This window comes from Sphingomonas sp. PL20 (genome assembly GCF_017875905.1).
Taxonomy (GTDB): domain Bacteria; phylum Pseudomonadota; class Alphaproteobacteria; order Sphingomonadales; family Sphingomonadaceae; genus Sphingomonas; species Sphingomonas echinoides.
Map to the genome: position 1 here is coordinate 700779 of NZ_JAGINH010000002.1, position 12876 is coordinate 713654.

The following is a 12876-nucleotide window of genomic DNA, read 5'->3' on the forward strand; positions in this document are numbered from 1 at the left end:
CCTACGCTTTGTACAGGGCCTCAAGGCGAGGCCCGTACACGGCCTTCAGCACATGCCGCCGGATCTTGAGCGAAGGCGTGAGCTGTTCGTTCTCGATCGCGAAGGGTTCGTCGGCAAGCACGAAGCGGCGAATGCGTTCGGTCACTGAAAGGTCGACGTTCACGCGCTCGACCGCTTGGCCAAGCGCGGTGCGATAAGCGCTGCTTTCCGCCAGCCGCTTGAAATCGCACACTGTCCCCTCGCGCGCGCACCATTCCTGCGTCCATTCGGGATCGGGCACGAGCACCGCCACCATATAGGGCCGCCGGTCGCCGAAGATCATCGCTTGCGCGATTTCGGGTTGCAGCGTCAGCATCCCCTCGACCTTTTGCGGCGCGACATTCTCGCCTTTGTCGTTGACGATAATGTCCTTCTTGCGATCGGTAATCTGGATGCGGCCCTTGGCATCGATCACGCCGATATCGCCGGTGTGCAGCCAGCCATCCTTCAGCACCCGCGCCGTTTCGGCCTCGTTGCGCCAATAGCCCTTCATGACCAGTTCGCCGCGCACCAGGATTTCGCCATCCTCGGCAATGCGCACTTCGGTTTCGACCAAGGGTGGGCCGACCGTATCCATCTTGAGCCCGACCTTGGGGCGGTTGCACGAAATGACCGGGGCGGATTCGGTCTGGCCATAGCCTTGCAGCATGGTGATGCCGATCGCCTCGAAAAAGGTGCCGACCTCGGGCGTCAGCGGTGCCCCGCCCGACACCAAAGCCTTGATCCGGCCGCCAAAGCGTTGCTGGATCTTCGGGCGCAGCGTCGCGCCGAGGAACAGGTCCATCGGCTTGTCGAGCAAGCCCGCTTTGCCCGCCGCTTTCTTGGCACCGAGCGCCTGTGCACGGCCGAGCAGATAGCTGGAGAGCTTGCCTTGCTTCTCGACCGCCTTGGAAATGCGCGTGCGCAGCACCTCGAACAGGCGCGGTACCACCACCATCAGCGTCGGGCGGACTTCCTCGATATTGGCGGCCAGCTTGTCGAGGCCCTCGCTGTAATAGATTTGCGCCCCGAGCCCGATCGGGAAATATTGCCCGCCAGTATGCTCATAAGCGTGGCTGAGCGGCAGGAACGACAGGAACACTTCGTCTTCCCAGCCGAAATCCTCCTCGATGATTGTGCAGCAGCCATGGACATTGTGCAGGATCGCGCCGTGATGCTGCATCACCCCGCGCGGCGAACCGCCGGTGCCGCTGGTGTAAATGATGCAGGCGGTGTCGTCGCGCGTTGCGGTCGCGGCGATGCTGGCCGGGTCGGTGTCGTGATCGGCCAGCAGGCGGTTCCACGGATGGAATTCGAGCGCGCCCGCTTGGTTGGCGCGCAGATCCTCGATGCAAATCACGATCTTGGCGGCGCTGGCGCGGATCGCGGCGGGGAGCAGCGTCTTGGCCAGTTTCGCGGTCGACACGATCACCGCCTTGGCACCCGAATTCTCGATGATGTGGGCGTGGTCGCGTTCGGTATTGGTGGTGTAGGTCGGCACGGTGATGCACCCCGCCGCCATGATCGCGAGATCGGCGATGCACCATTCCGGGCGGTTTTCCGATACCAGCATCACGCGGTCGCCGGGCATCAGGCCGATCGCTTTCAGGCCAGCGGCAAGGCTCGCCACCTGACGTGCGGTCTCCGCCCAGCTTCGCGAAACCCATTGCCCTTGGCTCTTGTGCCACAGAAACGGGGCATCCCCTTTTTCGGCGGCGCGGGTCAGGAACATCGCGACGAGATTGGGGAAGTGTTCGAGGGTTCGCATTCTTCTCTCCCGGGGAGCAAGCGCGCCGCGTTCGGCTGCGTGTGAGGGCTTATTCAGGCGGGCGCGGCGCGGCACCGGCGCGGACGATCTGCGTGGTCTGGCCGTCCTCGCGCACCGCGACGCCTTCGCTGCGTGGATCGGCGGCACCGATCCATTGGCCGTTCACGCGCTCGATCGCATTGGCCTTGAGGCCGAGCGGCGCGATCTGGACATGCTCGCCCAGCGCCTGGAGCGCTGGGACCATCGCATCGAGTTGCGTGCCCTTCTCGGCCACCGCGTCGAGCTTGGGCGCATAGAGCAGGCCCAGGCCGATCGCATCCTGCGCCGACATCTTCCAGTCGAGCACCGCGACCAGCGCCTTGGCGACTTGGGCGATGATCGTCGATCCGCCCGCCGCGCCGATCGCGATGCGCACCTTGCCATCGGGGCCATAGACGATCGTCGGCGACATCGAGCTGCGCGGCCGCTTGCCGCCTTCCACGCGGTTGGCGACGAGATAGCCGTCCTTGGCGGGGACGAAATCGAAATCGGTCAGCTCATTGTTCAGCATCACGCCGCCGACCGACAGGCCCGATCCGAAATAGCTTTCGATCGTGGTGGTTACCTCAGCGACATTGCCGCGCCGGTCGACCGCGACCAGGTCGCTGGTGCCGGGGATATCGGCATTGGGGGCGGGCGTGCGCGGCGGCGCGCCGGGAGGTGTGCCGGGGGCGACGCTTGTCATGCTGCGCTCCGGCGAGATCAACGCCGAGCGGGCGGCGATATAGCCGGGGTCGAGCAGGCCCTTGACCGGCACGCTGACATAATCGGGATCGCCCAGATACAGGTCGCGATCGGCATAAGCGAGCCGTTCGGATTCCGCGAAGAGGTGCCACGCGACTGGGCTGTCCTTGCCCAGCGCCGCCATGTCGAAGCGCTCAAGCTGCTTGAGGATCATCAGCACTGCGATCCCGCCGGCCGAGGGCGGCCCCATCCCGCACACCTTGTAGACACGGTAGGTTCCGCAGATCGGCGGGCGCTCCTTGGCACGGTAGCTGGCAAGATCAGCGAGCGTCATCTTGGACGGATTCTGTGCCGCCCCGTTGACCGCGGTGACGATCTTTTGCGCCAACGCCCCGGTATAAAAGGCGTCAGGCCCCTTGGCGGCAATCGCGCCGAACAGCGCGGCCTGTTCCGGGTTCTTCAGGATCGTGCCGACCGGGAGCGCTTTGCCGTCATCGCCGAGAAAATGCGCGCGCGCCCACGGATCGAGATGCCGGCCGAAATTGTTGAGCCCGTTGTGGAGGCGCGGGGTGATCACAAAACCATCGCGCGCCAGCCGGATCGCGGGGCCGAACAAGGTCGCCCAGGGCAGTTTGCCATAGCGCTGATGCGCCAGCGCCATCATCCGCAAATTGCCGGGCACGCCGACGCTGCGGCCGCCGGGGATAGCGGTAAAGATGGGCAGCGGCTTCCCATCGGCCCCATAAAACCACTTGGGATCGGCGGCAGCAGGCGCGGCCTCGCGCCCGTCGAGCCCGGTGGTGCGGTCGGTGGCGGCATCGTGATGCACCATGAAGCTGCCGCCGCCGATCCCGCTATTCTGCGGCTCGACGACGTTCAGCGCCAGCATCGTCGCGATCGCGGCATCGGTCGCGCTGCCGCCCTTGCGCAGGATCTCCGCGCCTGCCGCTGCCGCACGCGGATCGGCGGCGCTGACCATGCCGAGGCTGGTGACGGTCTTGGCGGCGGGGCGGCGTGCTTCTGCGGTGGCGGGTGCGAGCAACAGCAGGGCGAGGGCGGCGAGCGATCTGTTCATGCGGCGACCCTAACGCGCTTCACCGCACAGGCAAGCCGCCGCCCGCACTGCGGCATCCTCGCCTTCTCCTCTTTGTGGCTTTGTGGCTTCGTCCGAGACATTTGCGCGCACAAAGGCACAAAGCCACAAAGAAGCGGGCACGGATTTACGCTTCGCGGTGTCGTTCGCTGGTGCCAACCGCCTCGGCGACGGTCGCGAACCCGTCGCGCTTCAGGGCGTTCGCGAGGCCGCGGACGATCCGGCGGGCAAGGCCAGGGCCTTGATAGACCAAGGCGGTATAAAGCTGGACCAGGCTCGCGCCTGCGCGGATGCGGGCATAGGCTTCGTCGGCGCTGTCGATGCCGCCGACCGAAATCAAGGGAATCGCACCGCCCGTCGCCGCCCGGAAATCGGCAAGCCGCTGGCGGGCCAGCGGTGCCAGCGGCGCCCCCGACAGCCCGCCACTCTCCCCCGCATGGGCGGAATGCAGCGGCGGGCGCGAGATGGTGGTGTTGCTGACGATCAGCGCATCGACATGATGCGCAGCGGCGGCGCGCGCGATCGCATCGATTGCGGCGGCGTCGAGATCGGGCGCGACCTTCAGGAACAGGCGCGGTCGCGCGATCGGCCCGCGCCGCGCTTCGTCGGCTGCAGCCAGCAAATCGGTCAGTTCGGAGCCGTGCTGGAGATCGCGCAGGCCCGGCGTGTTGGGGGAACTGATGTTGACCGTGACATAATCGGCCACCTGCGCCGCCGCCGCCACGCCATGCGCGTAATCGGCGATCCGGTCGGGCGCGTCCTTGTTCGCGCCGACATTGATACCGAGCACGCCGCGCCGCTTTGCCGCCGTCGCGCGCGGCAGCGCGGCGGCAATACCGCCATTGTTGAACCCCATGCGGTTGATCACCGCGCGGTCCTCGACCAGCCGGAACAGCCGTGGTTGCGGGTTGCCCGCCTGGGGCAGCGGGGTGAGGGTGCCGATCTCGACGCTGCCAAAGCCAAGCCCGAAAAACCCGTCGATCGCGCGGCCATCCTTGTCCACCCCGGCGGCCAGACCCACCGGATTGGCAAAATCCAGACCAGCGACGGAGGTGCGCAGGCTGGCGGGTGAGCGTCCGACTAAGACCGGGGCTGCCCCGCTGGCCCCGAGCGCCAGCAGCTTGAGGGTGAGGGTGTGCGCGCGTTCGGGTTCGAGCGCGAACAAAGCGGGGCGGATCAGGGGGAACAGCATCGTGCGCCTGATGGCATCCGGGAGCGCTGGCGTCAAAGCCGGCGAAAGTGCCTTAATTGTGCATTTAGCATGAAAAGCGACGAATTTGTCCAATACACGACGCTCCGAAAACGCCATTAAAGCAATGCGACCCAAGAAGCTCCGGACCGGAGCATCTTTCCTCCGGCCCGGATGGTATACCATCCGGGCCGCTTTTATTTGTCTTGCAGAAGCATTACACTTGATCGCGACAGGTCAGGGGTGTCGCAGCGTGGGATCGATTGAACTGGACTACGCCGTGCCGTCGTCCGACTTAGCTGAGTATATCACGCTGTTTTACGATTTTTCAGCGGACGTGCTGATGCTGGAAGATGTCGAGCGCGCCGATTATGCGCAATTGCGGTTCCATCTGTCGCCTGGCCAGGCGGTCTATGCCTTTCCGGACGGGAGCACGCAGGAAGCACCGGACGCACATGTCCTTGGGCCGACCAGCGGCCCGCGCAGCGTGCGCGTGGCCGGGCCGGTGGCGGTGTTCGGCATGGGGCTGACGGCTGCGGGATGGTCGGCAATGATCGGGGCGGACGCATCGACGATGCTCAACCGTGTGATCGATGCAGCGCCGCTGTTCGGCGCGGCGCGGTTGCAAGCGGTTGCCGACGCGTTGCGCGAATCGCCCGGTGTCGGCCCACGGGTGGGGATTTGCGAAGCGCTGGTGCGGGACCTGTTGCATAATGTGGATCCCCGCTATGCCAATTTCATCCGCCACGTTGACGCGTGGCTGGCGGGCAGTCCGTCGCCGGAAATGGAATGTCTGATTGCGGCGACAGGCTTGTCGCGTCGCCAGATCGAGCGGAAATGCAATATCCTGTACGGCGCGCCGCCAAAGGTGCTCGCCCGCAAATATCGCGCGCTGCGCGCGGCGGTGGCGATGCGTGGGGGCGAGGAAGGGGTCGCCGATGCGATCGACCGCGGTTTCTACGACCAGTCGCACATGATTCGCGAGGTGAAGCATTTTACCGGCCTGACCCCGCGACAAATTCGCGCCGATCCCGGCCTGCTCTCCCAATTGACCATTTTGCACCGGAGCGCGCTGGGCGGCGTCGTCAGTCCGTTGATCAGCGATACATAGCGCACTCCATGCCTAAGTGCGGGGCAGGGGTGGAACCGGGGGTTGACCCGCGCCGCCACTGCGCCCATTTGCAATCGGACAGAATTAATCCGATTGGACCCAATGCGTCTTTCCAGCCTTGCCGACTATGCCGTCGTGATGATGTCCGCCGCCGCGCGACATTGCGGCAGTGCGGCCAAGCTGAATGCGACGACGCTGGCCGATGAGACCGGCCTGCCGCTGCCCACCGTGCAGAAATTGGTCAGCCGCCTGTCGGCGGGTGGCCTCATCGAAAGCACGCGCGGCACCGGCGGCGGCTTCCGCCTGTCGCGCCCGGCAGCGGCGATTTCGCTAGCTGAGATCATTGAGGCGGTAGAAGGGCCGATCGCTTTGACCGCCTGTGTCGAAGAAGGCCGCCACGACTGCGCGCTGGAAGGCGACTGCCGCGTCAAGCCGCACTGGAACGCCGTAAACGGCGCGGTGCGCGGCGCGCTCGACGGCGTTTCGCTGGCCAGCCTGTCGAGGATGCCAGCATGACGCCCCAGCTGCGTGCAGCGCAATCTTCCTATCTCCTTCGTGTCTTCGCGTCTTCGCGTGAGCAAAGATCTTTCACGCGAAGCCGCGAAGACACGAAGAGTTTTAAGAGCCGCTTTGCGGCCACGTTTGACAGCCGCTGCGCGGCAAGGACTGCATGATGGCCACCAAGAACGCCGAAGCCTATGAAGCCGCGAACAAGTCGTACGAATGGGGTTTCCATTCGGACATCGAGCAGGACTTCGCGCCCAAGGGGCTGAGCGAGGATACCGTTCGCTTCATTTCGGCCAAGAAGGGCGAGCCCGAATGGATGCTCGACTGGCGGCTGCAGGCGTACCGTTTGTGGCTGACGCTCGACACGCCCGATTGGGCCAAGCTGCAGATCGACCCGATCGATTATCAGGACGCCTATTATTACGCCGAGCCCAAGGCCAAGCCCAAGCTCGGCTCGCTCGACGAAGTCGATCCCGAAATCCTGCGCGTCTATGAAAAGCTCGGCATCCCGATCGAGGAGCAGAAGATGCTCGCCGGGGTCGAGGAGCTGGGCGCTGACGGCCAGCCCAAGCGCCGCGTCGCGGTGGACGCCGTGTTCGACAGCGTCTCGGTCGCCACCACCTTCCGCAAGGAGCTCGAAAGCGCGGGCGTCATCTTCCGCTCGATCAGCGAGGCGATCAAGGAATATCCCGATCTCGTCCGCAAATGGCTGGGCAAAGTGGTGCCGCAGCATGACAATTACTTCGCGGCGCTCAATTGCGCGGTCTTCAGCGACGGGACCTTTGTTTATATCCCGGAGGGCGTGCGCTGCCCGATGGAGCTGTCGACCTATTTTCGCATCAATGCCGAGAATACCGGCCAGTTCGAACGCACGCTGATCGTCGCCGACAAGGGGGCCTATGTCTCCTATCTCGAAGGCTGCACTGCGCCGATGCGCGACGAGAACCAGCTCCACGCCGCCGTGGTCGAACTGGTCGCTTTGGACGATGCCGAAATCAAATATTCGACCGTGCAGAACTGGTATCCCGGCGACGAGAACGGCAAGGGCGGGATCTACAATTTCGTCACCAAGCGCGCGCTCTGCCAGGGCCGCAATTCCAAGGTGTCGTGGACCCAGGTCGAGACCGGCAGCGCGATCACCTGGAAATACCCGTCCTGCGTGCTCAATGGCGAAAATTCGGTCGGCGAATTCTATTCGGTCGCGGTGACCAACAACCGCCAGCAGGCCGATACCGGCACCAAGATGATCCACAACGGCAAGGGCAGCCGCTCGACGATCGTGTCGAAGGGGATTTCGGCGGGCCGCTCGGACAACACCTATCGCGGGCTGGTGCGCGTTGCACCGGGCGCGGAAGGCGTGCGCAACTTCACCCAGTGTGATTCGCTGCTGCTGGGCGACCAGTGCGGCGCGCATACCGTGCCCTATATTGAGGTGCGCAACCCCTCGGCGCAGATCGAGCATGAGGCAACCACCTCCAAGATCAGTGACGACCAGCTGTTCTACGCAATGCAGCGCGGGCTGGATCAAGAGGCGGCAGTGGCGCTGATCGTCAACGGCTTCGCCAAGGAAGTGCTGCAGCAACTGCCGATGGAGTTTGCGGTCGAGGCGCAGAAGTTGCTGGGGATCAGCCTTGAGGGGAGCGTTGGGTGATCAGCGCTCGATCGATCGTGGCGGTGGCGGTATTCGTCATTTGCGGCCTTTGGGGCTCAGTCGCCTTCTATGTGATGCCGATTGCACTCGTCTTTCTCGCGCGAGATTCCGGCCCGTCGCTGGGCATCTATCTGTTTGTAGTCGGCAATGTTGTACTACCGTTCACGCTAATGGCGATCGCATTCCGTATGCGACGCCCAAGGACTCCCGATGCTTAAAATCACCAACCTCCACGCCGAAATCGACGGCAAGGAAATCCTCAAGGGCCTCTCGCTCACCGTCAATGCGGGCGAGGTTCATGCGATCATGGGGCCGAATGGCGCGGGCAAGTCGACGCTGGGCTATGTGCTCGGCGGGCGGCTGGGGTATGAGGTGACGGCGGGTTCGGTCCTGTTCCAACCCAATGCCGTTCGTGCTGAGCCTGTCGAAGCACTCCTTTCCACAGGCGCATCGCCCGTTGAGGGCAGCCCTTCGACAGGCTCAGGGCGAACGGACGGGTGGCTCGATCTGCTCGCCCTCGCCCCGCACGAGCGCGCTGCCGCTGGCCTGTTCCTCGGCTTCCAATATCCGGTCGAGATTCCCGGCGTGTCCAACGTGCAGTTCCTGCGCGAGGCGCTCAACGCTCAGCGCAAGGGCCGCGATGAAAAGCCGCTCTCGGGTGCCGAGTTCCTCAAGCTTGCGCGCGCACAGGCCGATGCGCTGAGCATGGACCAGGATATGCTGAAGCGCCCGGTCAATGTCGGTTTCTCGGGCGGCGAGAAGAAGCGCAACGAGATGGTGCAGATGGGCATCGTCGACCCCAAGCTCGCGATCCTCGACGAGACCGATAGCGGACTCGACATCGACGCGCTGCGCATCGTTGGCGAGGGCATCAACCGCATCATGCGCAAGCCCGACAAAGCGGTGATCCTGATCACCCATTACGAACGCCTGCTGAGCTATGTCGCGCCCGATTTCGTGCATGTCCTCTCGGCCGGCCGGATCATCCGCTCGGGCGGGCCGGAACTGGCGGCGGAGCTCGAACGCGAAGGCTATGCCGGGGTGGTGGCGTGAGCGCGCGCAACCTGCTCCCCTCCCTGAAAGGGAGGGGCTGGGGGTGGGTCGGCCCCTTGGTCGGACGTACCCCATTCCGCGAGCCGACCCACCCCCGACCCCTCCCTTCCAGGGAGGGGAGGCAATGACCCTCGCTCTCCCCACCCGCCGCGAGGAATCCTGGCGCTACAGCGACCTCGACGCCGTCGCCTCGGTCTGGCCGGTCCCCGCCGCCGAAGTGATCGACGTCCCCGCCGGGCAGTCGATCGCGCGCGTCATCGTGCAGGACGCCGCCACCGACGCCGTGGCGATCCGCGATTACCGCGTGATCCTGCGCGAAGGCGCGTCCGCAACCTTCCATGTGCTCAACACCGGCGGCAAGCTCGGGCGCGTGACGATCGATGTCACCTGCCATCAGGGTTCGCATTTCGAACTCGGCGGCGCGATGCTCGGCGGGGGCGAACAGACGCTCGAACTCGTCACCACGCTCAACCATATCGAGCCCAATGCCACTTCCAACCAGGTCGTGCGCTCGGTGCTCGGCGGGCGGGCGACGGGCTCGTATCTCGGCAAGGTCGCGGTCGCGCGCCATGCGCAGAAGACCGATGCGGCGCAGTCGGTCAAGGCGATGCTGCTGACGCGCACCGCCACCGCCAATGCCAAGCCCGAGCTCGAAATTTTCGCGGATGACGTGAAGTGCGCGCATGGCGCGACCGTCGGCGAACTCGATGCCAATGCGCTGTTCTACCTCGCGTCGCGCGGCATCGCTCCGGCAGAGGCCAAGGCGATGCTGCTGCGCGCGTTTATCGGATCGGTGTTCGAGGGGATCGAAGACGCCGCCGAACGCGACCGCGTCGAGGCGGCGGCGCAGGCCGCGTTGGAGCGGATGTTGGAATCCCCCTCCCGCTTGCGGGAGGGGTTAGGGGAGGGCCGTTCTCATGACTGACGTCGCCTTGGCCTCCCATGCCCTCCCCCAACCCCTCCCGCAGGCGGGAGGGGAGACTCATGCCCTCGACCACCGCGCCGATTTCCCCGCCATCCCCGCTGGCTGGGCCTATCTCGACACCGCCGCCACTGCGCAAAAACCGCAAGCGGTGATCGATGCGATCACGCGCGGTTATGACACGACCTATGCGACCGTGCATCGCGGCGTGTACCAGCGCTCGGCCGACATGACGCTCGCCTTCGAGGCGGCACGGCGGCGCGTCGCCGCCTTCCTGAACGCTGCTTCCGAAAACGAGATCGTGTTCGTGCGCGGCGCGACCGAGGGGATCAACCTCGTGGCGCAATGCTGGGCAGGCACGCAGTTGAAGGCGGGCGACCGCATCCTGCTGAGCCAGCTTGAGCACCATTCCAACATCGTGCCGTGGCAGATGGTGGCCGAGCGGCTGGGCGTGGCGATCGACGTCATCCCGCTGACGCCCGACCATCAGATCGACCTGGGTGCCATGGCGGCGATGATCACGCCTGCGCACAAGCTGGTCGCGCTGGCGCATGTCTCGAACGTGCTCGGCTCGCTGCTCGATGCCCGGCGCGCCGCCGACATCGCGCATTCGGTCGGGGCCAAGCTGCTGCTCGACGGCTGTCAGGCAGTGCCGCGCATCGCTGTCGACGTCGCCGCGCTCGATTGCGATTTCTACGTCTTCTCGGGCCACAAGCTGTACGGCCCGACCGGCATCGGCGTGCTGTGGGCGCGGCCCGAACTGCTCGAAGCGATGCCGCCGTATCAAGGTGGCGGGTCGATGATCGACAAGGTCAGCTTCGCCAGGACGACCTATGCCCCCCCGCCGGGCCGGTTCGAGGCGGGCACGCCGCACATCGTCGGCGTGCTCGGGCTGCACGCCGCGATCGATTATGTCGAGAGCATCGGGCTCGACCGTATCCACGCGCATGAAACCGCCTTGGTCACGCTGACGCGCGAGGCGTTGTCGCAGATCAATTCCCTCACGCTGTTTGGGCCCGAGGATTCCGCCGGAATCGTCAGTTTCAGCATCCAGGGGGTGCATCCGCACGACATCGGCACCATCTTGGACGAAGCGGGCGTGGCGGTGCGCGCCGGGCATCACTGCGCGCAGCCGCTGATGGAGACGCTCGGCGTCGATGCGACGGCACGCGTCAGCTTTGGCGTTTACAACACAGCAGACGATGTCGCGGCGTTGGTCCGCGGCATCGAACGAGTGACGAGGATTTTCGGATGAGCGACCGGATCGAAATCGAGGAAGTCAGCGCGGTCGAGCAGCCGCCGCGCGCGCGCGTCGAAGCGGCGGAGGAAACGCCAGGCCAGACGCTCGAGCGCAAGCGCGACTATCTCGAAGGCTTTCTCGCGCAAAAGCCAGCGGGCGATGCGGCGGGCGAGCCCGGCGGCGCGCTGTACGAGGCGGTGGTCGCGGCGCTCAAGGAAATCTATGACCCGGAAATCCCGGTCAACATCTACGATCTCGGCCTCATCTACGGCGTCGATGTCACCGAGGCTGGCCATGCCGTCGTCACCATGACGCTGACCACGCCGCATTGCCCGGTTGCCGAATCGATGCCGATGGAAGTCGAGATGCGCGTCGGCGCGGTCCCCGGCATCGGCTCGTCCGAGGTCAATCTGGTGTGGGACCCGGCGTGGGACCCGGCCAAGATGTCCGACGACGCCAAGCTCGAATTGGGCATGCTGTAAAATTCCCCTCCCGCAGGCGGGAGGGGCTAGGGGAGGGCAGTCCCGCTAAAGCCACTGCTCCCCAGATGGAAAGCCCCTCCCCCAACCCCTCCCGCAGGCGGGAGGGGAGAAGAAGGACGAAGCCGATGACCACCACCACCCGGGTACGCCCCGCGGCCCTGATCCTGACACCCTCCGCCGAGGACCGCATCGCCGCGCTGATGGCGAAGGCGCCCGAGGGCGCGATCGGCGTCAAGCTGTCGACGCCCAAGCGCGGCTGTTCGGGCCTGGCCTATTCGGTCGACTATGTGACCGAGGCCAAGCCGTTCGACGAACGTATCGATACCCCCGGCGGCACCTTGTTCGTCGATGGCGGGTCGATCCTGTACCTCGTCGGATCGACGATGAACTGGGTCGAGGACGATTTCACCGCAGGCTTCGTGTTCAACAATCCCAATGCCAAGGGCGCCTGCGGCTGCGGCGAGAGCTTTACCGTTTAACCCGGCATCCGCTGCAACAACGCCGTCCGCAGGCACTCGCACACCAATTCGCTACGCTGATTGAACATGCGGTGCTGGAACACGACCAGCCCGGCATCGGGGCGCGATTTGCTCGCGCGCAGCTCGACCACTTCGGTCTCGGCGCGCAACGTGTCGCCGACGAACACGGGCTTGGGCATCACCACCTTGTCATAGCCGAGATTGGCAACCAGCGTGCCAAGCGTGGTATCGCCGACCGACAGGCCAACCATCAGCCCGAAGGTGAAGATGCCGTTGACGACGATGCGGCCGAATTCGGTCGCGCCGGCATAGTCCGCATCGAGATGCAGCGGCTGCGGATTGTGGGTGAGGGTGGTGATCAGCAGATTGTCGGTCTCGGTCACCGTGCGGTGCAAGGCGTGCTCGATCCGGTCGCCGACCGCCCAGGCGTCGAAGTAGCGCCCGCTCATGCGGCGCGCTTTCGCGTCGCTGGAGCCAGCACGATCCTGTCTCGGCCGATCGCATCGCACCCGATCTTCGGCATTCCGCATCCTTTCCTGACGAGCGCCTGGGCCCGCTGGCTTGAGGGGGCGTTCATCGCATGTCATGGGCCGGTCGATAACCCGTCAATTGACGGCGCGATCACGTTTCCGGGGCACGG

At 65.3% G+C, this 12876-nt stretch carries 12 protein-coding genes; 8 read left to right on the top strand and 4 right to left on the bottom strand.

All coding sequences use genetic code 11. From position 1 onward, the window contains the following. Position 1: 1 nt before the first annotated feature. The 3 genes from H4W01_RS03475 to H4W01_RS03485 form a co-directional block, all read right to left on the bottom strand. Positions 2-1786 carry an AMP-dependent synthetase/ligase gene (locus H4W01_RS03475; protein WP_209609911.1) on the bottom strand — a complete coding sequence of 595 codons (1785 nt, stop codon included), beginning with the start codon at positions 1784-1786 and terminating at the stop codon, positions 2-4. A 49-nt stretch (positions 1787-1835) separates the two neighbouring features. Next, on the bottom strand, positions 1836-3584 hold the full coding sequence (gene ggt / locus H4W01_RS03480) for a gamma-glutamyltransferase (protein ID WP_209609912.1): 1749 nt from the start codon (positions 3582-3584) through the stop codon (positions 1836-1838). Positions 3585-3729: 145 nt separating this feature from the next. Further along, entirely contained in the window at positions 3730-4794 is a 1065-nt protein-coding gene (locus tag H4W01_RS03485) for a quinone-dependent dihydroorotate dehydrogenase (RefSeq protein WP_209609913.1), read from the bottom strand. A 250-nt stretch (positions 4795-5044) separates the two neighbouring features. Between H4W01_RS03485 and H4W01_RS03490 the strand changes: the two genes are divergently transcribed. From H4W01_RS03490 to H4W01_RS03525, 8 genes are all read left to right on the top strand, one after another. Continuing rightward, the gene (locus H4W01_RS03490; protein WP_334685134.1) at positions 5045-5902 is read left to right on the top strand and encodes an AraC family transcriptional regulator; all 858 of its coding nucleotides are present in this window, start codon (positions 5045-5047) and stop codon (positions 5900-5902) included. A gap of 102 nt (positions 5903-6004) precedes the next feature. Then, a complete protein-coding gene (locus H4W01_RS03495) occupies positions 6005-6418 on the top strand; it encodes an SUF system Fe-S cluster assembly regulator (RefSeq protein ID WP_209609915.1) in 414 nt (137 codons plus the stop codon). Positions 6419-6575: 157 nt separating this feature from the next. Next, positions 6576-8060 (top strand): Fe-S cluster assembly protein SufB, encoded by a 1485-nt coding sequence (sufB, locus tag H4W01_RS03500; protein ID WP_010407505.1) that lies wholly within the window; start codon positions 6576-6578, stop codon positions 8058-8060. A 210-nt stretch (positions 8061-8270) separates the two neighbouring features. Further along, positions 8271-9113 carry a Fe-S cluster assembly ATPase SufC gene (sufC, locus tag H4W01_RS03505; protein WP_209609916.1) on the top strand — a complete coding sequence of 281 codons (843 nt, stop codon included), beginning with the start codon at positions 8271-8273 and terminating at the stop codon, positions 9111-9113. A gap of 124 nt (positions 9114-9237) precedes the next feature. Further along, positions 9238-10038 carry a SufD family Fe-S cluster assembly protein gene (locus H4W01_RS03510; RefSeq protein ID WP_209609917.1) on the top strand — a complete coding sequence of 267 codons (801 nt, stop codon included), beginning with the start codon at positions 9238-9240 and terminating at the stop codon, positions 10036-10038. Next, a complete protein-coding gene (locus tag H4W01_RS03515) occupies positions 10031-11290 on the top strand; it encodes a cysteine desulfurase (RefSeq protein ID WP_334685135.1) in 1260 nt (419 codons plus the stop codon). The genes H4W01_RS03510 and H4W01_RS03515 overlap by 8 nt, the downstream gene beginning before the upstream one ends. Further along, complete coding sequence (locus H4W01_RS03520) at positions 11287-11757, top strand: SUF system Fe-S cluster assembly protein (RefSeq protein ID WP_209609918.1); 471 nt, start codon at positions 11287-11289, stop codon at positions 11755-11757. Before H4W01_RS03515 ends, H4W01_RS03520 begins: the two co-directional genes overlap by 4 nt. A 125-nt stretch (positions 11758-11882) precedes the next feature. After that, entirely contained in the window at positions 11883-12236 is a 354-nt protein-coding gene (locus H4W01_RS03525; RefSeq protein ID WP_209609919.1) for a HesB/IscA family protein, read from the top strand. Here H4W01_RS03525 and H4W01_RS03530 read toward each other — a convergent pair. Further along, on the bottom strand, positions 12233-12685 hold the full coding sequence (locus H4W01_RS03530; protein WP_209609920.1) for a MaoC family dehydratase: 453 nt from the start codon (positions 12683-12685) through the stop codon (positions 12233-12235). The genes H4W01_RS03525 and H4W01_RS03530 overlap by 4 nt on opposite strands. Positions 12686-12876 lie beyond the last annotated feature (191 nt).